The following is a 17,850-nucleotide window of genomic DNA, read 5'->3' as shown; positions in this document are numbered from 1 at the left end:
ATGTCAGTGACCTGCACGGGGCAGGTTTACCGCTATCGCAGGCAAGCCAGCTCCCACATTCGATCTTCATTGTTGGTTAAATCCTCTTTTGGCAGGACATCCCCATGCACCCCAACCCGGCAATCACCCTCGAACACCAATTCTGTGCCCACAACTATTCGCCACTGCCGGTGGTCATCGTCAAAGGCGAGGGCGTCTGGGCCATTGGCGATGATGGCAAGCGCTACCTGGACATGATGTCGGCCTATTCCGCCGTCAGCCACGGCCATGTGCACCCGCGTATCCGCGCTGCCGCCGTGGCGCAGATCGACAAGATCAGCGTGGTGTCGCGCGCGTTCTACAGCGAACCATTGGGTAACTTCCTCAAGGCCCTGTGCCGCATCAGCGGTTTTGATTCGGCGCTGCCGATGAACAGCGGCGCCGAAGCCGTCGAAACCGCGATCAAAGCCGCGCGCCGCTGGGGTTACCGGGTCAAGGGTATCGCCGCCAATCAGGCAAACATTGTGGTGGCGGATAACAACTTCCACGGCCGCACCTCGACCATTGTCGGCTTCTCGTCCGAGGCGGCTTACAAGGCGGATTTCGGCCCGTTCTGCAATGGTTTCAGCGAAGCACGCTTTGGTGATATCGAAAGTTTTCGCCAAGCCATTACCGCCGACACCTGCGCGGTGCTGATCGAGCCAATCCAGGGCGAGGCGGGTATTCGCGTGTCGCCCGCCGGGTTCCTGCGTGAGCTGCGCCAGCTGTGCGACGCGACCAATACCTTGCTGATCCTCGATGAGATCCAGTCGGGCCTGGGCCGTACCGGCAAATGGTTTGCCTTCCAGCATGAAGGCATTCGCCCGGACGCGCTGATTCTGGGCAAAGCCCTGGGCGGCGGGATCATGCCGGTGTCAGCGTTTGTGGCCGACCACTCGATCATGGACCTGTTCGACGCCGGCAGCCACGGCTCGACCTTCGGCGGCAACCCGCTGGCGGCGGCGGTCGGCCTGGAAGCCCTGAACGTGCTGGAAGACGAAGGCCTGATCGACAACAGCGCGCAGCTCGGTCAGTACCTGGTAGAGCGCCTGAAGGCGATGAACTCGCCAGCGATTCGCGAGATTCGCGGGCGTGGCTTGTGGGTGGGCGTGGAGCTGGACCGCGATGCCCGGCCGATCTGTGAAGCGCTGCTCGCGCAAGGCCTGTTGACCAAGGAAACCCACGAAAACGTATTGCGCATCGCACCACCGCTGTCCATCACTCGCGCCGAGCTGGATTGGGGCCTGGCGCGCATCGAACGGGTGTTCGCGCAGCTATGAGTGACTACCTCAACCACCTGACGGTCGACGGCCAGCGCTACGCCTATGTCGACCTGCATAAACTGCTGACGCCGGTGCAGTTGCAGCGGCTGCCGTATTGCCTGCGCATCCTGCTGGAAAACATCGCCCGCTGCGCCCCGGCTTCGTTGCCGCAAGTGCTGGCGCGGGCGATCGGCACGGGGCCGGATTGCGCGGTGCCGTTTCAGCCCAATCGCCTGATGTTCCACGACACCACCTGCCTGCCGGCCCTGGCGGATTTCGCCGGTATGCGCGACGTGGTGGCGCAGTTGGGGGGCGATCCGACGGCGGTGAATCCTTCAATACCGGCAGTGTTGACCATCGATCATTCGGTGATTGTGGAGCACTACGCCGAAGCCGGTGCGGTGCAGGCCAACCTCGACATCGACTTTCGCCGCAACAGCGAGCGTTACCGGTTTATCAAGTGGGCGCAGGCCAGCCTGGACAACTTCAAGGTGATCCCGCCAGGCACCGGGATTATCCATCAAATGAACATGGAGTCGATTGCGCAGGTGGTATGGGAAAGCCCGGCCGCCGACGGTGGCGTGCTGCTGCACCCGGACTGCATGGTCGCCACTGACAGCCACACGCCGATGATCAATGCCATTGGTGTACTGGGCTGGGGCGTGGGCGGGCTGGAAGGGCAGGCGGCGATGCTCGGTGAGCCGGTGCCGATTCCCTTTCCGCAGGTGGTGGGGATTCGGGTGAGCAATGCCTTGCGCCCTGGCGTGACGGCGACCGATCTGGCCTTGACCGTCACTGAGCTGTTGCGCCAGCGCAGCATGGTCGGCAAGTTCGTCGAGTTCACCGGCCCTGGTCTGTCGTCCCTGAGCTGGGCGGCACGCGGCACGGTGGCGAACATGGCGCCGGAGTATGGCGCGACGGTGGTGTTTTTCCCGTTCGACGACGAGACCCTGGCGTACCTGAAGTTGAGTGCGCGACCGACGCCGTTGCTGGCCAAAGTCACGGCTTATATGGCGGCGCAATCATTGTGGCGGCAAGCCGTGGAGCCGCAGTTCGATGAGTTGATCGAACTGAACCTCGCCGAGGTAGAGCCCAGTGTTGCCGGCCCGCATCAGCCGCACCAACGCCAATCCCTGGCAAATGCCGCAGCGTCCTTTCATCAGCATGTGCAGATGGAGGCTGGCCAGCAGTTTTTTGAGCCGTCATTCGCTGCGCCGCTGACCCATGGCGCGGTGGTGATGGCGGCGATCACCAGTTGCACCAACACCGCCAACCCTGCGCAGATGATCCAGGCCGGGCTGCTGGCGCGCAATGCGCGTGCGCGTGGGGTTGGGCGCAAGCCGTGGGTCAAGACCTCGCTGTCGCCCGGGTCGCGGGTGGTGGCCGATTACCTGGAAGCGGCTGGGCTGCTGGAGGACTTTGCGGCGCTGGGGTTTGACCTGGCGGGGTTCGGTTGCATGACCTGCATCGGCAACTCCGGCAGCCTTGAGGCGCATGTCGAAGTCTTCGCCCGGCAAGGGCTGAAGGGCGTGGTGGTGTTGTCGGGCAATCGCAATTTCGAAGGGCGGGTCAACCCGCAAGTTCAGGCCGGTTACCTGGCGTCACCCGCGCTGTGCGTGGCCTACGCGATAGCCGGGAGCATCGATATCGACCTGTCGGCTTACCCGTTGGCGCTGGATGCCCAGGGCAAGCCGGTGTATCTGCATGAGCTGATGCCCAGCGATGCCGAGGTGGCGGCGCAGGTGAGTCAGGTGGTGCGCCCGGCATTGTTTCAGGCGCGTGGCGAACTGTTGTGGCAGGGTACCCATCATTGGCAGGCGCTGGAGGCCGATGGCAGTGTGCAGTTTGCCTGGCACCCGGACTCGACGTATTTGCGCCGCCCGCAATACTTGGCGCACGTGTCGTTATTGCCTGCATCGAGCCTGTCCTTGAGTGGCGCCAAGGCGTTGGTGGTGCTGGGTGATAACGTCACCACCGACCATATCTCACCGGCCGGTACTATCCCCGCCGACAGCCTGGCCGGTGGCTGGTTGCGTGAGCGAGGAGAGGCCGCAGCGGACTTCAACCAGTATTCGACCCGGCGCAGCAACCACGAAGTGATGGTGCGCGGCGCGTTTACCAACCCGCGCCTGAACAACCTGCTGGACCCGCAACAAGCACCGCGCCAAGGCGTTTGGGCGTGGAATGCCGAACGCACGCAGTACCAGCCGCTGTACCTGGCAGCGCAAACTTATACGGGCACGCCGACCGTACTGTTTGCGGGCATCAATTATGGCGCCGGCTCCAGCCGTGATTGGGCGGCCAAGGTGCTGAACCTGCTGGGGATCAAGGCGGTGGTGGCGCGCAGTATCGAGCGCATCCACCGCAGCAACCTGATTGGCATGGGGGTGCTACCACTGGTCTTTGCCGAGGGCGCCTCGGTGCAGGAACTCGCGCTGGATGGGCGTGAGCGCCTGACGTTCCTGGGGCTTGCGCAACTGACGGTGGGTGACAACCCGATCACCCTGCGTATCGAGCGCGCTGACGGCAGTATTGCCACGAGCCTGTTGGCTTTGCGCCTCGACTCGCTGCAAGAGCTTGGGTACCTTGAGCACGGCGGCGTATTGCCGTTTGTGATCCGTAAGACTGTGCAACGGACCCGTCAAGGAGCGCTCGATGATTGACCCGCAAGTACTGCAACAGCTGGCCCCGGATGGCGTGCTGCGCGCCGCTATCAACCTTGGTAACCCGGTGCTGGCGCAACGCGGCGCCGATGGCGAGCCGCAAGGGGTGTCGGTGGCACTCGCACGCGCGCTGGCCGAGGAACTGGGCGCCCGCCTTGAGCTGATCACCTTCGAGGCCGCCGGCAAGGTCTTTGCCGCCTTGGCCGAGGACGTGTGGCGCGTGGCGTTTTTGGCGATCGAGCCGGTGCGTGAGCAGCAAATCGCCTTCAGCGCACCCTATGTGGCGATCAAGGGCACGTACCTGGTGGCGGCTGATTCGGCGCTGACCCAGGTGGCGCAACTGGACGCGCCGGGCAAGCGCATCGCGGTGGGCCAGGGCGCGGCCTACGACCTGTATCTGAGCCGAACCGTGCAGCACGCAGAACTGGTGCGTGCGCCCACTTCGGCGGCGGCGGTGGACTGGTTTATCGAGCAAGGCCTGGATGCGGCGGCGGGGGTGAGGGATTTTCTGCAAACCCGTGTGTCTGCGCACTGGCGTCTGCTTGACGATGACTTCATGACCATTCACCAGGCCATGGCCGTTCCTGTGGCGCACACAGCCGCTGCCGCGTTCGTCAAATCCTTTGTCGAACGGCAGAAAGCCAAGGGTGGGGTCAAGCGTGGGTTGCTGGACAGCGGGCAGAGCGCGGACTTACAGGCGCCTTAGGAACGACTTGACGATGTGGCGGGTAGCGTCGGTGGTGTCCAGTTCGTCCATGGCGCCATAAGCGTGCCAGCGGCAGTCAATGATCTCGTTGCAAGGGCGCGCCTCGCTGATGTTCACCACCGAGGCCTCGAACACGTGGTGCACGGTGTCGCGGGCCTTCAGCTCCTGCAAGTACAGCAAGCCATCCACATTCAAGCCGGTTTCTTCTTCCAGCTCGCGGGCGGCGGCGCCGACCGGGCGCTCGTCACGCTCGACCTTGCCGCCCGGCAATGCCCATTTGGAGCGGGCCTTGCGCACGAAGAGGATATGCCCCTCGTGTTCACAAATAACGGTTGCGCGTATTTTCAATGTCTACACCTGCCTGGCTCAATGACTGTCATGAAAGTGTAATGCAATTGTCATGCTGATTGAGGGTGGCATGCACGGGCGGTCATGTGGATACTGCCCCCTTGATGAAAACGGACGAGGACAACTGATGAATACCGTACGTTGGGGCATGATTGGCTGTGGCAGCGTGACTGAACTGAAGAGTGGACCCGCCTTCTACAAAGCGCCAGGTTCGGCGCTGGTGGCCGTAATGGGGCGCCGCGAAGAAGCGGTGCGCGATTATGCGGCACGCCACGGCATCGCGCGTTTCTATACCGACGCCCAGGCCTTGATCGACGACCCCGAAGTGGACGCGGTGTACATCGCCACACCGCCCGACAGCCACCTCGAATATGCCCTGATGGTGGCGGCGGCCGGCAAGCATTGCTGCGTCGAAAAGCCCATGTCGCTGAATGCCGAGCAGAGCGCCTTGATGCAGCGCACCTTCGAGCGTGCCGGGCTGCACTTGTTTGTCTCCTACTATCGCCGTTCGTTGCCGCGCTTCCAGCAAGTACGCGACTGGCTGCAGCAAGGGCGTATCGGCGAGTTGCGCCACGTGACCTGGAGCCTGTGCAAGCCACCGGCGGCCGCCGATGCCAGCGCTGCCAACTGGCGCACCGACCCGACCATTGCCGGTGGCGGCTACTTTGCCGACCTGGCCAGCCATGGGTTCGATTTGTTCCAGTACCTGGCCGGCGATATTGTCGAGGTCACCGGGTTTACCGCGCGACAGGCCGGCCATTACGCGGCGGAAGATGCGGTAACGGCGTGCTGGACTTTCGCGAACGGCGCGCTGGGCATGGGTTGCTGGAACTTTGTTGCAGACCGGCGCGAAGACAAGGTCGAGCTGATCGGCAGCCGTGGCCGCATCACCTTTGCGGTATTTGACGACCAGCCTTTACGCCTGGAAGGTGAGGTGAATGAGGTGCTGGAAATACCCTGCCATACACATATCCAGTGGCATCACGTGCTGGCCATGAACGCACATATTCGTGGCGAGTCCGAGCACCCTTCACTGGCGATCGAGGCGCTCAAGACTGATCGGATCCTCGATAAGGTGTTACAACGAAACCCCAATTTGCCGGGTTGAGCGGGATATACCTGTTTTTTCTTTCAGGAATAGGCAAATGAAATATTGGATGCTGTTGTGGCTGTTACTCGCCACCAATGTGCTGGCGGCCCCGCGTAGCCAGGGGACGCCTGGGGAGTTTGATTTTTATGTGCTGTCGTTGTCATGGTCGCCGACGTTCTGCCTGACCAACCCCGGCAACGAGCAATGCACAGGTAAAGGTTATGGGTTTGTGCTGCACGGGCTTTGGCCGCAGTACGCCAAAGGCGGCTGGCCGGCATCGTGCGATACGCAATCTCGGCTGTCGGCGGCGGACCTCGCCAAGGGTGCGCTGATCTATCCGACGCAGGCGTTGCTCAAGCACGAGTGGGCCAAACACGGCACCTGCAGCGGGCTGGACGCATCGAGCTATCTGGAGGCAAGTGATACAGCGCTGGCCGCCGTGCAGATTCCGCAGCAGTTGCAGCCGTTCAACGTGCCCAATTACATGCAGGCACGCGAGATCGAGAGCTTGTTCCGGCAAAGCAACCCGGCCATGGGCAACCATGGCATGGCGGTCATTTGCAAGGGCAAGGTGCTGTCCGAAGTGCGCGTGTGCCTGAGCAAGGAGCTGCGGTTTGCCGGCTGCCCCAGGAGTGTAAAAACCCAGTGCAAAGGCGGCGATATCCGTATTCCGGTTCAGCGTTGATCAACTGTCCGGGTGCAACGCGATGGCGCCAGCCGCCGTTGCACTCGACGCGCCGGCGCGATCCGCCAGGTAACGCGCCGGCGGCTGGCCCACGGCTTTACGGAACATGGTGATAAAGCCGCTGGCGTTCTCGTAACCCAGGTCCAGCGCCACCCGTTGCACGCTTTCACCCTTGGCCAGGCGTTGCAGTGACAAAATCACATGCAACTGCCGGCGCCAACGGCCGAAACTCAACCCCAACTCTTCCAGCAGCAGGCGCGTCATGCTGCGCTCGCTCATACCGATGCGCTGTGCCCATTGTTCGAGCGTGGACTTGTCGCTGGGGTCCGCCAGCAAGCTATCGGCCAGGCGCCGCAGGCGCAGGTCCTGGGGCATGGGCAGGTGCAGGTCCTCAATGGGGGCCTGGGCCAGTTCGTCGAGCAATGTGCTGATCAGGCGGCCCTGTGCGCCGTTTTCTTCGTACAAATGGGGAAACGTTACCGCTTTGCTGATCAGCTCATGCAACAGGCCGGACACCGCCAAGGTGCAGCCTTGGGTGGGCAGGGCGCCGGCGGCGTCCGGGTCGATCAGCAGGCAATACACCTCCGCTTCCCCGGCGCCCCGCGCGGCATGGGCCAGGCCACCCGGAATCCAGAGTGCGCACTGGGGCGGCACGATCCAGATGCCGGCCTCGATCTGGCAATGAATCACCCCGCGCAGGGTGTACATCAACTGGCCTTTGCGATGGGCGTGCGGCGTGTGCTCCCAACGCTCGGACGTACTGGTGGCGCCCACGGCCACCACTGCGCGCGGGATCAGGTCGGCGTCCCTGGACCGGGAAAGGTCACGTTCTTCAAGGCGGTGGCGTTGCATGGCGGATTCGCTTATTGGCCGAATTGCGAAACATTCTGGCTATTCTGTGCAATGTCGTCCAGCGCGCTGAGCGCTATGATGAGATTTACTCTCATTAAGGAGCTTTGCCATGCGACTCGACAGTACAACCTTCCCCGTGGTGAAAATCGTGTTTGACGCCCCGAACGAAGGCGGCCCCGAGGATGCTTTTGTTGTGTTCGAAAGCTTGCTCGCTCGCCAGCAGTCCTTTGTGCTGCTGCACGAAAAAGCCGTCGACGAAAACAACCACGAGCACTCCCATGAGGAGCGTAAACACGCTTCGATCTGGATGAAGAAAAACAAACAGGCGCTGCGCACTTACGTCAAAGGCATGATCCAGGTGGAACCCAGCGCCGCGCAACGCCTGGCCCTCAAGCCGTTTGCGGTGATGTTTGGCAAGGCCTGGGGCTACCCGCTGCTGGTGGTGGAGTCCAAGGACCGCGCCTGGGCGCTGGCGCGGGATGTGCTCGATGAGCAGGTGTCGGATGTGGCGTATTTTTGAAGTGCACGGGGTGAAAAAAGTGGGAGCGGGCTTGCTCGCGAAAGCGGTGTAGCAGTCAAAAATTCATCGGTTGACCCGCCGCATTCGCGAGCAAGCCCGCTCCCACATTGGTTGAGTGGTGTTCTTGCGGGCACATTGAAGTATCCTCCGCGGCCCGCTTACCACTGATTCAAAAAGAATGACCGGACAAGACATGCAGGCACTGCTGGATTCGATCCTGGGCGAAGTCCGCCCACTGATCGGCCAGGGCAAAGTGGCCGACTACATCCCCGCGCTGGCCGATGTACCCGCCAACCAACTTGGCATCGCCGTGTACGGCAACGACGGCTCGGCCTATTGCGCAGGCGACGCCGACACGCTGTTCTCGGTACAGAGCATCTCCAAGGTGTTCAGCCTGGTACAGGCCATCGATCATGGCGGCGAAACCATTTGGGAACGCCTGGGCCACGAGCCTTCGGGGCAACCGTTCAATTCCATGGTGCAGCTGGAGTTCGAACGCGGGCGCCCACGCAACCCCTTCATCAACGCCGGCGCCCTGGTGATCTGCGACATCAACCAGTCACGCTTTGCCGTGCCGATTCTGTCGATGCGCGACTTCGTGCGGCGCCTGTCCGGTAACCCGCAAATCCTGGTCAACAGCGTCGTCGCCGACTCCGAAGCGCAACATGGCGCGCGTAACGCAGCCATGGCCTACTTGATGAAGTCCTTCGGCAACTTCCACAACGACGTCGACGCGGTGCTGCACAGCTACTTCAACTACTGCGCGCTGCAAATGAGCTGTCTGGATCTGGCCCGGGCCTTCAGCTTCCTGGCCAACGAGGGCGTGAGTGCCCACAGTGGCGAGCAGATCTTGACCGCGCGCCAGACCAAGCAAGTCAACTCGATCATGGCCACCAGTGGGCTGTATGACGAAGCCGGCAACTTTGCCTACCGCGTTGGCTTGCCGGGTAAAAGTGGGGTTGGTGGCGGGATCGTCGCGGTGGTGCCGGGGCAGTTTACGGTGTGCGTGTGGTCGCCGGAGCTGAATGCGGCGGGGAACTCGCTGGCGGGGATGAAGGCGTTGGAATTGCTGAGCGAGCGGATTGGGTGGTCGGTGTTTTGAAAACGTCTACCTCGATGCTGGTGTCGCTGATACCGGCTGAGAGGACAGGGGATACATATTGAGGTAAAGTCGAACCAGCGATCGACGCTCAGGGTGATCTATGCTAATCGTTATTGATCCTCCCTTGTCCTAAGCCGGAGACCAGCATGTCGCGTAAAAAAGTCAAGCCGCAGATCACCGAAGCACAGGTGCTTGCCCAAGAATCGAGTATTCCCTCTATCGCCGCCAAGGCATTTCGGGACGCTTACGAGGTTGCCATTTCCAAGGGTGAGTCTGTCCTCGTGGTGCGTGCTGGCCAACTCATGAAAGTGTCAAACACAGAGGCCCTGGTTATTCGACCAGTCGAAGCCTACGGGACGATCAAGGCTGGCACGCGCTTGAAAACCAGAAAATCTCTGTTGGATCGCCGATCCGCCCAGGCGCAGATCCAGGCTTGAGTACAACGCCCCGAGTCCGGATGTTCGCCGGACCTAACGGGAGTGGGAAAAGTACGTTCAACTCGAAGGTACCGGCGCACTTGCTGGTTAACTACATCAACCCTGACGCGATTGAGTTAAGCATCCGCGAAACGGGAGTGTTTGAGTTCGCTGCTTTTGGTCTTGAGCGATATGCCAGGCTGGCGCTTCCATTCTTGCGCGGTCATACGCTACTTCTAAAATTCCCCGACTCTCTTGCCAAACTGGATAATCTGGTTGTGGGCGGCGAACAGATCAGCTTTCCTTCCCGGCAAGTTGATTCCTATATTGCGTCTGCTTTATCTGACTTTATTCGCGTGTCACTGATTGAAGAACGCGTGAGTTTTACCTTTGAAACGGTTATGTCGGATACCAGCAAAATTGAGCTGTTACGGCGCGCAAAGGCTGCCGGTTATCGCGTCTATGTTTATTACGTCGCTACGGCAGACGCAGATATCAACGTTGCTCGGGTTGCTTATAGAACTTCCATTGGCGGGCATGATGTCCCTGCCGACAAAATTCGATCTCGATATAACCGCTCTTTGGAGAATCTTTCCGAGGCGATATTGCTATCCAATCGAGCTTATATTTTTGACAACTCGCAGGACGGTGAGCCTAGTTTTGCTCAGCTTGCTGAAATTACAGAAGGCGAAGATATCGATATCGTCTCTGATACCCAGCCGGCCTGGTTTCAGCAGTATGTCATCGAAAAGCTGACATAGAGCAAAGGGTAAGGGCCTTGGCTATTCAAGCGTTTCGCGGTTTTTTGAGCAAATCCACCAACAAATAAAGCGCCCCGGCGGTGATCGCAATATCAGCAATATTGAACACGCCGGTATGTGTGGGCCCCACGTTCAACACCATGTAATCCACGACATGCCCGTCGCGAAACACACGATCAATCAAGTTGGCGATGCCACCCAAGGCAATCGCGTAAAGCGGCAAGACTTTACGCAGCGGCTGGCTCCAGTTGGAAAGCGACCACCACATGGCCCACGCCACCACGACGGCTACTCCAACGATAAAGATCAGCTGTTTGACCTGCGGCGGCAATGCGGCACCCAGGCTGAGGAAGGCGCCTGGGTTGAGGCTCAGTTCCAGCGCAAGGTTGAGAGGGTTGGAGCCGATTTTGAAGCTGCTGGCTTGCAGGGAAATCAGGGCCAGCAGTTTGACTAGCTGGTCCACGGCAATAAAGGCAAGGCCGGCGAGGAGGGCGAAGGTGCGGCTTCGCAGAAGGGGCGACGTGTTCAAGCGGTAACTTCCTGTTCCGGGTCTGTCGATAGAGCGCCTGAAGATAGCTCAGGCGCTCTATCTCGTCCATCTTCAGGCGGCTGGATGAGCCACGTTCAGGGCTTTGTCCACCAGCAGTTGCACACCTTCGAGCATGCGGCAGATGCCCAGCGCGACATTGCGTTGGGAGCCTTCTATTTCAAACGCCAGGTGGTTGGCAATATCACTGATGGACGCCAGATCCTGGGAGGCGTTGACCAGCAGGGTTTCGGTGCCCAGGTCGGCGCGCACGGTGAAGATGCCTTCGCTGGGTTCGGGAATGGGTTTGCCGGGGTTGAGGTAGTGGTTGATCGCACGGTAGGCCACTTCGTGCAGGGTGCTGGTGTCGTAGTCTGACTGGCCTGGGGGATTTGGGCTGTCTTTGATCATGGTAAAGCTCCTTTATAAATGGAACTGCCACGATTCGCGGTCAAACGAATTAGGGTGGCAGCTATACGCGGGTTGACCGACCGGCTAAAGAAGCAAATCCGGCATACCCGAAGGTATCCCGCGTACAGCTACCGCAACACGATACATCAGGCGTAAAAAAAACGCCCAAGATCGGTGTGGGTGCATTTGCTCTTTAAAGTCGGACGGTCAAATCCGGCCGCTGAATTGGCAGCGACGGCAAAGAGATTAGTCAGCCCACTTCCGACCGACAACCTGAAATCGCTGTGAGAAATGTCCGAGAGCGCTCTGCGTCGAGCGCTGTGCAATTGCGTAAGCTGTATCGACTCAAGGAAGATGCCGATCATGCCCAAACCGCCTAATCATTTCGTCCAAACCGCAGCAAAGCGAGTGTTGCAGCAGCTCATCGCGTGCATCACGCCCGACTCGACAGAAACCTCCATCGCCCGAAGTGCCACACAGTTACTCAACGAAGCCGGCTACCCAGACACCTGGTACTACAACTGCCCGGCCTTTGTGTTACTCGGTTCGCGCAGCCTGCTTTCCGTGTCCGGCCGCGACTATCGGCCTGCAGACGAGTCAGTGGGCAGCTACAACCTGATCACCGTGGACCTAAGCCCAAGGTCAGGCAGCCATTGGGGTGATTGCGCGCGCTCTTTTTACATGGAAGAGGGCGTCTGCCGAGCGGTGCCGACCGGAGTTGAATTCAGCCGGGGGCATGCAGCCGAGCACGAGTTGCATGAGCGCATGCGCCGGTTTGTTCGACCTGAAACTACCTTCAATGAACTCTATGAATTCGCCAATGATTTGATCAAGACCACCGGTTTCGAGAACCTGGATTTCGCCGGGAATGTCGGGCACAGCATCTGCACGCAACGTGATCAGCGGCTTTACATTGAAGCGGGCAACCACCGGCGCCTTGAGGAGGTGGCGTGTTTTACCTTCGAACCTCATATCCGTGAGCCTGCAGGCCGCTGGGGTTACAAACACGAAAACATCTATTTCTTTGATGGAGAGGGTCATACCTGCGAGCTATGAATTAGGCGCAACCCAGCGTATCCAACCCGCCGATAACAGCATGAACACGCCGACGCACAGCAGCACGGTGTAGACCGGTGGACGCGGTCTTGCAGTGCGCCAAGGGTGCAGAGTGCGATGGTTAGCGCGAACACTCAGCGGGACAGGTGGGCGGTGATGCCTAACGGTTTCTTGCCCGTGTCTTGATCGGCGAAGTGTTGCGGCTTGTGGGTTTTGGCCGGTTCATGGATTGCGCTCTTGACTGGCTAATAAGCTAGCGCAGTGTGTAGGGGGCGTAACCTGTGAGAAGTGCCAGGGTTCTAGAATTTTTTTGCCTTCAGCTTTATGACGGTCGTGGCCCTTCACATTTTTCAGGTGTTGCTCGACAATGCGTGCTCTGTTCCGGAGTAGTTCAGCGGTAGAACACTCGGCTCTTAACCGGGTGGGCGCTGGTTCGAATCCAGCCTCCGGACCCATCACATACACAGCAATCTGGGCACACCTCCAGATCACAAGGAGTGACTAGCATGGACGCAGGTTATGCAGTCTTCCAACTGTCGAAAGCGCTGTTCGCGCACGATTTGGATTGCGGCCCAGTCGCTCGCTTTAACTCCCGTAGACGTATCTCACGCTGGCAGCAGGTGATTGAGAACCTGCTGCAAGGCACCGTCGAGTATGGCTCGCGTACACCGATTGCTGAGATTCCAGCCTGGGTTACGTTAGAAGTCGTTACGGGCGGCTTTGCTACCGGCAATCTGTTGGCAGGTGGCGAACTGACGAACTATGAGCGTGAACTGGCCGCCTCTATTCCAGGTATTCGTCCAGGCTTTGAACGGCTCGATATCAATGCCTGGCATCTCACGGATGACGGCCTTGAGGCCCTGCACTCACGTTTAGCCCGCTGTGATTATGCGGTTGATGTGCCGGAAGAGGCCGCGTTACTGACAGTAGCTTGGCTAGTCGGGCAGCAGCGCACCGAGCAGGCTCGGGCGCTGATAGACGTGATTGGGCCGTTCTTTGACCGGCTGCGTTTCTTCCCGTCGATCTCTACGCAGCTGCCGTTTTCAGCCGCGCAGGTGCACATTGTGGACACTGGCGAGATCAAGCAGTTGCTTTCAACCTTGCCTTCCCAGGCTCAGATCGTTGTGCAGAAACAGACGATCGAAACGCGTTTACCGCTTTATGATTCAGCTGTTTCGCATTTCCTCCTTACCTATGATGCAGGCTGGCCGTGCCGTCATTACCCTAGTGGATGGTGTGAGCGGGCGGCCGAGCTAGAGCTGGATTTTAAACGGCTCGGTATCGACAGGCGCTCTTCGGATCGCGTGGGGGAACTGTTTTCTTTACTTGGGCAATGTGGCCGCGACGCGCAATCGCTCAGCGGGCGTCAAGTCGGTCGCGTAAGGCAAATAGTCGATGATTTTGTGCGCAAGCATGGCGATCCGGGTTCAGCTTCTCACCGTGCGTTGCGTGCGAATCAACTTCGTCAGGTGGCGGGGCCGGGGCATCAGCTCATTGCTCGTGTTGTGGCGAATCGCCTCTCAACGTATCCCGCGCAGGGCGGTCTCTCGGATTTTACTGATTTGGCCGCGCCGATCACCCCTGATGAGGCTTTGACGTTTGGGCCGAGCGAGGGCGTTGCCATTCCACAAGCGATCCAGCGCCGCCTTCAGCGATGCAGGAGTGGCACGATCAGCGAATTGATCGAGCATGGGCTGATTACTTCAGGTGATACCGTCGCGCGGGTGTTGCCTGCGATGACCGCGCAACTGAGCAGTTCGGGGTTGCGCGATAAAGCGCTGAGAATGGTATACGCCTCTACCTATCGCGCGTTCCGTCGACGGCGTTCGTTATTACTGCTGAACCTTCAGCGTCAGGTTGGCCTTAGTGAGTTGCCTTGGGTTGCCGTCATTGAAGGCGATCGTCAGTCCGGTGCTGTGGTGGCAGGAGCTGCCCAGCAGACACTGGTTGAGTCATCGGCGTTGACGCTGTCTGCTTTCCCTTACGCCATCCTGCCTAACAAGCTTCTTCAGGAATTTTCAACACTGGCGGACACTGCGGAACTGGACCTGCCCTTTGTGGAAGAGGTCGCTGCAGATATCTTCATGGGTCAGTTTTCCGATAAGTTTACCGATGCTGCCAGTCGAGCAGGCCGGGTGCTGGCAGGCTCCCTCTACGCACGTTATTACGACATTGATACCGATGAGCTGGCGAGCCTTGTTACCCAAAGGCGACGACGTGCGCGAGTGGCAAACAATGCCTTCGCGACGTTGTGCGCAAAGCGTGCAGGGGCTGAGTTGGGTACATGGCACCCGGCGACCAACGGCACCATTCTTGAGCAACAACAGATTTTAACTACGCAGAACCTCGCGTTACTGTTTGAAGAGCTTGGGTTGAAGGTTTTACTGCAGCCGCGATTAGGCAGCATGGTGCAGGCGTGTTTTGAGTGGATCTGCAAACGGCATCGGATGCGGATTGAGCACTATCATGCTCGGTTGATCATGCTCAAAAATACCGCCTATGCCTGGCGTCAGATGGTGTTCTATCTGGCGATGCTTGATGAGGGTGAGCGCAGGGATGCCATGGCGTCAGTCGAGGCTTGTTTCGCCACACAGCCAGTGGCTTTTCGAGAGACATTCCTGCCGGTGATGAGTGGCTTGCGCAAGGTTTGCGCCGGCGAAGTGTTGCCTCAGCACGCTGCAACTGAAGACGGCGCGAGAGTCTTTCTGGGGTGGACTGTTACGCGGCACTGGTTGCTGGCGCCGCAGGACGTTATTTCAAACCGGACGGTTGAGCAGTAGTGATGCTAGAGCACCAAATGTGGGGGCAGGCTTGCTCGCGAATGCAGGGTGTCAGTCAACCTATTCGCCACTGATACATGGCTTTCGCGAGCTAGCTCGCTCCCACATTTGGTTCTTCATTATTCTGAAGAGTCTCTTATAGCCCCCAAAAAAATGCGCCCACTTGGGGCGCATTTTCTTGTTCAGTCAGCTATCACCTATTCAGGCAATCGCATCCCAAGCCCGATCACCATTCTCATCTTTAATCCGAGTCGGCAACCCCATCACGTCCAGCGCCTTCAGGAACGGCTCAGCCGGCAGCTCCTCAACGTTGGCCATGTGTTTCACATCCCACTCACCACGCGCTACCAGCAGCGCAGCGGCTACCGGAGGCACGCCTGCGGTGTAGGAGATGCCTTGGCTTTCGGTCTCGGCAAAGGCTTCTTCATGGCAGGCCACGTTGTAGATGAACATCTCACGTGGCTGGCCGCCTTTGGTGCCTTTGACCAGGTCACCGATGCAGGTCTTGCCGGTGTAGCCTGGTGCGAGCGAAGACGGGTCGGGCAGCACGGCCTTGACCAGTTTAAGCGGCACGACTTCCAGGCCTTCGGCGGTGGTAACCGGCTTTTCGGAGAGCAGGCCGAGGTTCTTCAATACGGTGAACACGTTGATGTAGTGTTCGCCGAAGCTCATCCAGAACCGCACGTTGGGCACGTCGAGGTTTTTCGACAGCGAGTGCACTTCATCGTGGCCGGTAAGGTAGAGGTTCTGCGAACCGACGACCGGCAGGTCGTCGGTGCGCTTGACTTCGAACATGGTGTTGCTGGTCCACTGGCTGTTCTGCCAGCTCCACACCTGCCCGGTGAACTCGCGGAAGTTGATTTCCGGGTCGAAGTTGGTGGCAAAGTATTTGCCATGGCTGCCGGCATTGACGTCGAGAATGTCGATCGAATCAATGCGGTCGAAATGCTGTTGCTGCGCCAGCGCGGCATACGCGTTGACGACACCCGGGTCGAAGCCCACGCCAAGGATGGCGGTGATGTTCTTCTGTTTGCACTCTTCCAGGTGGTTCCATTCATAGTTGCCGTACCACGGTGGGGTCTCGCAGACCTTGCCCGGCTCTTCGTGAATGGCGGTATCGAGGTACGCAACGCCCGTGTCGATGCAGGCACGCAGTACCGACATGTTGAGGAACGAGGAACCCACGTTGATGACGATCTGCGACTCTGTCTCGCGGATCAGGGCCTTGGTCGCTTCCACGTCCATGGCGTTCAGCGCAAAGGCTTTAATGTCCGCAGGTACCTTGAGGCTACCCTTGGCCTTGACGCTGTCGATGATGGCCTGGCATTTGGAGATGTTGCGCGACGCGATAGCAATACGACCGAGTTCGTCGTTGTGCTGCGCGCACTTGTGGGCCACCACCTTGGCGACACCTCCTGCACCAATGATAAGAACGTTCTTTTTCAATTGCTTTATCTCTCCTTTATCCGCCAGCTTACGAAAGGCTGGACAGGTAGTCGTCGTAACCAAATTCACGAACCACCTCGACTGTACCGTCGAGTTGTTTCACTACGATGGACGGCATTTTCAGGCCGTTGAACCAGTTTTTCTTGACCATGGTGTAGCCTGCGGTGTCGATGAACGACAGCCGATCGCCGATGGCCAGCGGACGATCAAATTGATACTCGCCGAAGATGTCCCCGGCCAGGCAGGATTTGCCGCACACCATGTAGGTGTGTTCACCCTCGCTCGGCGCCAGCTTGGCGTTGAGGCGGTAGATCAGCAGGTCCAGCAGGTGGGCTTCAATGGAGCTGTCTACCACGGCGAGGTTCTTGCCGTTGTAGAGGGTGTCGAGCACGGTGACTTCCAGGGAAGCGCTGTTGGTGATCGCCGCTTCGCCGGGTTCCAGGTACACCTGCACGTCGTACTTCTGCGAGAACGCCTTGAGGCGCTGGCAGAAAGCGTCGATGGCATAGCCTTCACCGGTAAAGTGGATGCCGCCGCCGAGGCTCACCCAGTTGACCTTGTGCAGCAGCGCGCCGAAGCGTTCTTCGATGGTGTTGAGCATCTGGTCGAACAGGTTGAAGTCACCGTTCTCGCAGTTGTTGTGAAACATGAAGCCCGAAATCTGCTCTATCACGCCTTCGATCTTCACCGGGTCCCATTCGCCCAGGCGGCTGAACGGGCGAGCCGGGTCGGCAAGCAAATAGTCAGAGCTGCTGACCTGCGGGTTGACGCGCAGGCCGCGGGTCTTGCCTTCGCTGCGTTCGGCAAAGCGCTGCAGCTGGCTGATGGAGTTGAAGATGATCTTGTCGCAGTTCTCCAGCATCTCTTCGATTTCGTCGTCAGCCCACGCCACGCTGTAGGCGTGCGCCTCACCTTCGAACTTCTGGCGGCCGAGCTTCAGTTCATACAGCGACGATGAGGTGGTGCCGTCCATGTATTCCTGCATCAGGTCAAACACCGACCAGGTGGCAAAGCACTTGAGCGCCAGCAGCGCCTTGGCGCCGGACTGCTCGCGCACGTAAGCAATCTTCTGCATGTTGACCAGAAGTTTCTGTTTATCGATGAGGTAGTACGGCGTTTTGATCATTTTTGAGAGCCTGCGGCGGTGCCTGCCAAAAAAGGACACGCATTGTGCCCGCACTTGAATCAGATCGAAAGGTTAGCGGGCG

Annotated in this window: 17 protein-coding genes and 1 tRNA gene; 12 read left to right on the top strand and 6 right to left on the bottom strand. The window is 59.3% G+C overall.

Annotated elements, in window-relative coordinates; genetic code table 11:
• Positions 1-104 precede the first annotated feature (104 nt).
• Genes rocD through FFI16_RS13585 form a run of 3 tightly spaced genes read left to right on the top strand, consistent with a single transcriptional unit; the run spans position 105 to position 4,649 of the window.
• The gene (gene rocD / locus FFI16_RS13595) at positions 105-1,298 is read left to right on the top strand and encodes an ornithine--oxo-acid transaminase (protein ID WP_138815867.1); all 1,194 of its coding nucleotides are present in this window, start codon (positions 105-107) and stop codon (positions 1,296-1,298) included.
• Positions 1,295-3,943 (top strand): aconitate hydratase AcnA, encoded by a 2,649-nt coding sequence (gene acnA, locus FFI16_RS13590; protein ID WP_138815868.1) that lies wholly within the window; start codon positions 1,295-1,297, stop codon positions 3,941-3,943. Before rocD ends, acnA begins: the two co-directional genes overlap by 4 nt.
• Complete coding sequence (locus FFI16_RS13585) at positions 3,936-4,649, top strand: transporter substrate-binding domain-containing protein (protein WP_138815869.1); 714 nt, start codon at positions 3,936-3,938, stop codon at positions 4,647-4,649. Before acnA ends, FFI16_RS13585 begins: the two co-directional genes overlap by 8 nt.
• Here the strand turns inward: FFI16_RS13585 and FFI16_RS13580 are convergent.
• Positions 4,635-4,997 (bottom strand): NUDIX hydrolase, encoded by a 363-nt coding sequence (locus tag FFI16_RS13580; protein ID WP_138815870.1) that lies wholly within the window; start codon positions 4,995-4,997, stop codon positions 4,635-4,637. The two genes, FFI16_RS13585 and FFI16_RS13580, sit on opposite strands and share 15 nt — an antisense overlap.
• 127 nt (positions 4,998-5,124) lie before the next feature.
• Between FFI16_RS13580 and FFI16_RS13575 the strand changes: the two genes are divergently transcribed.
• Both FFI16_RS13575 and FFI16_RS13570 read left to right on the top strand, forming a co-directional pair.
• The gene (locus FFI16_RS13575; protein ID WP_138815871.1) at positions 5,125-6,105 is read left to right on the top strand and encodes a Gfo/Idh/MocA family protein; all 981 of its coding nucleotides are present in this window, start codon (positions 5,125-5,127) and stop codon (positions 6,103-6,105) included.
• 37 nt (positions 6,106-6,142) lie between these two features.
• Positions 6,143-6,772 carry a ribonuclease T2 gene (locus FFI16_RS13570; RefSeq protein WP_138815872.1) on the top strand — a complete coding sequence of 210 codons (630 nt, stop codon included), beginning with the start codon at positions 6,143-6,145 and terminating at the stop codon, positions 6,770-6,772.
• Here the strand turns inward: FFI16_RS13570 and FFI16_RS13565 are convergent, their stop codons facing one another.
• A complete protein-coding gene (locus tag FFI16_RS13565) occupies positions 6,773-7,624 on the bottom strand; it encodes a helix-turn-helix domain-containing protein (protein WP_138815873.1) in 852 nt (283 codons plus the stop codon).
• A 109-nt stretch (positions 7,625-7,733) separates the two neighbouring features.
• On the opposite strand from FFI16_RS13565, the gene FFI16_RS13560 reads away from it, so the two are divergent.
• The 4 genes from FFI16_RS13560 to FFI16_RS13545 all read left to right on the top strand — a co-directional run bounded on the left by FFI16_RS13560 (position 7,734) and on the right by FFI16_RS13545 (position 10,423).
• On the top strand, positions 7,734-8,144 hold the full coding sequence (locus tag FFI16_RS13560; RefSeq protein ID WP_138815874.1) for a hypothetical protein: 411 nt from the start codon (positions 7,734-7,736) through the stop codon (positions 8,142-8,144).
• A gap of 193 nt (positions 8,145-8,337) precedes the next feature.
• On the top strand, positions 8,338-9,246 hold the full coding sequence (gene glsB / locus FFI16_RS13555; protein ID WP_138817417.1) for a glutaminase B: 909 nt from the start codon (positions 8,338-8,340) through the stop codon (positions 9,244-9,246).
• Between the two features lie 146 nt (positions 9,247-9,392).
• Positions 9,393-9,683 carry a hypothetical protein gene (locus tag FFI16_RS13550; protein ID WP_138815875.1) on the top strand — a complete coding sequence of 97 codons (291 nt, stop codon included), beginning with the start codon at positions 9,393-9,395 and terminating at the stop codon, positions 9,681-9,683.
• Between the two features lie 80 nt (positions 9,684-9,763).
• Positions 9,764-10,423 (top strand): zeta toxin family protein, encoded by a 660-nt coding sequence (locus FFI16_RS13545; protein ID WP_256666254.1) that lies wholly within the window; start codon positions 9,764-9,766, stop codon positions 10,421-10,423.
• A gap of 25 nt (positions 10,424-10,448) precedes the next feature.
• Here the strand turns inward: FFI16_RS13545 and FFI16_RS13540 are convergent, their stop codons facing one another.
• The gene (locus FFI16_RS13540; RefSeq protein WP_138815877.1) at positions 10,449-10,952 is read right to left on the bottom strand and encodes a signal peptidase II; all 504 of its coding nucleotides are present in this window, start codon (positions 10,950-10,952) and stop codon (positions 10,449-10,451) included.
• Positions 10,953-11,024: 72 nt separating this feature from the next.
• Complete coding sequence (locus FFI16_RS13535) at positions 11,025-11,360, bottom strand: DUF6124 family protein (protein ID WP_138815878.1); 336 nt, start codon at positions 11,358-11,360, stop codon at positions 11,025-11,027.
• Positions 11,361-11,723: 363 nt separating this feature from the next.
• Here FFI16_RS13535 and FFI16_RS13530 point away from each other — a divergent pair, with 363 nt between their 5' ends.
• From FFI16_RS13530 to FFI16_RS13520, 3 genes are all read left to right on the top strand, one after another.
• Entirely contained in the window at positions 11,724-12,416 is a 693-nt protein-coding gene (locus FFI16_RS13530) for a M24 family metallopeptidase (RefSeq protein ID WP_138815879.1), read from the top strand.
• A 380-nt stretch (positions 12,417-12,796) separates the two neighbouring features.
• Positions 12,797-12,871, top strand: a tRNA-Lys gene (locus FFI16_RS13525).
• Positions 12,872-12,922: 51 nt separating this feature from the next.
• Entirely contained in the window at positions 12,923-15,196 is a 2,274-nt protein-coding gene (locus tag FFI16_RS13520; RefSeq protein WP_138815880.1) for a hypothetical protein, read from the top strand.
• 201 nt (positions 15,197-15,397) lie between these two features.
• Here the strand turns inward: FFI16_RS13520 and FFI16_RS13515 are convergent, their stop codons facing one another.
• Positions 15,398-16,642, bottom strand: a complete 1,245-nt coding sequence (locus FFI16_RS13515) for a saccharopine dehydrogenase family protein (RefSeq protein WP_138815881.1) — start codon at positions 16,640-16,642, stop codon at positions 15,398-15,400.
• A 28-nt stretch (positions 16,643-16,670) separates the two neighbouring features.
• On the bottom strand, positions 16,671-17,768 hold the full coding sequence (locus tag FFI16_RS13510) for a carboxynorspermidine decarboxylase (protein ID WP_065912037.1): 1,098 nt from the start codon (positions 17,766-17,768) through the stop codon (positions 16,671-16,673).
• Positions 17,769-17,850: the final 82 nt, after the last annotated feature.

Source organism: Pseudomonas sp. KBS0710 (genome assembly GCF_005938045.2).
Lineage (GTDB): Bacteria > Pseudomonadota > Gammaproteobacteria > Pseudomonadales > Pseudomonadaceae > Aquipseudomonas.
The sequence above is the reverse complement of the archived record's forward strand: the minus strand, read 5'-3'. Positions and strand labels throughout refer to the sequence as shown.

Bases quoted from the DNA above. Each gene is read 5' to 3' on its own strand.
- rocD (WP_138815867.1), top strand. From the start codon at position 105: ATGCACCCCAACCCGGCAATCACCCTCGAACACCAATTCTGTGCCCAC.
- acnA (WP_138815868.1), top strand. From the start codon at position 1,295: ATGAGTGACTACCTCAACCACCTGACGGTCGACGGCCAGCGCTACGCC.
- FFI16_RS13585 (WP_138815869.1), top strand. From the start codon at position 3,936: ATGATTGACCCGCAAGTACTGCAACAGCTGGCCCCGGATGGCGTGCTG.
- FFI16_RS13575 (WP_138815871.1), top strand. From the start codon at position 5,125: ATGAATACCGTACGTTGGGGCATGATTGGCTGTGGCAGCGTGACTGAA.
- FFI16_RS13570 (WP_138815872.1), top strand. From the start codon at position 6,143: ATGAAATATTGGATGCTGTTGTGGCTGTTACTCGCCACCAATGTGCTG.
- FFI16_RS13565 (WP_138815873.1), bottom strand. From the start codon at position 7,624: ATGCAACGCCACCGCCTTGAAGAACGTGACCTTTCCCGGTCCAGGGAC.
- FFI16_RS13560 (WP_138815874.1), top strand. From the start codon at position 7,734: ATGCGACTCGACAGTACAACCTTCCCCGTGGTGAAAATCGTGTTTGAC.
- glsB (WP_138817417.1), top strand. From the start codon at position 8,338: ATGCAGGCACTGCTGGATTCGATCCTGGGCGAAGTCCGCCCACTGATC.
- FFI16_RS13550 (WP_138815875.1), top strand. From the start codon at position 9,393: ATGTCGCGTAAAAAAGTCAAGCCGCAGATCACCGAAGCACAGGTGCTT.
- FFI16_RS13535 (WP_138815878.1), bottom strand. From the start codon at position 11,360: ATGATCAAAGACAGCCCAAATCCCCCAGGCCAGTCAGACTACGACACC.
- FFI16_RS13530 (WP_138815879.1), top strand. From the start codon at position 11,724: ATGCCCAAACCGCCTAATCATTTCGTCCAAACCGCAGCAAAGCGAGTG.
- FFI16_RS13520 (WP_138815880.1), top strand. From the start codon at position 12,923: ATGGACGCAGGTTATGCAGTCTTCCAACTGTCGAAAGCGCTGTTCGCG.
- FFI16_RS13510 (WP_065912037.1), bottom strand. From the start codon at position 17,768: ATGATCAAAACGCCGTACTACCTCATCGATAAACAGAAACTTCTGGTC.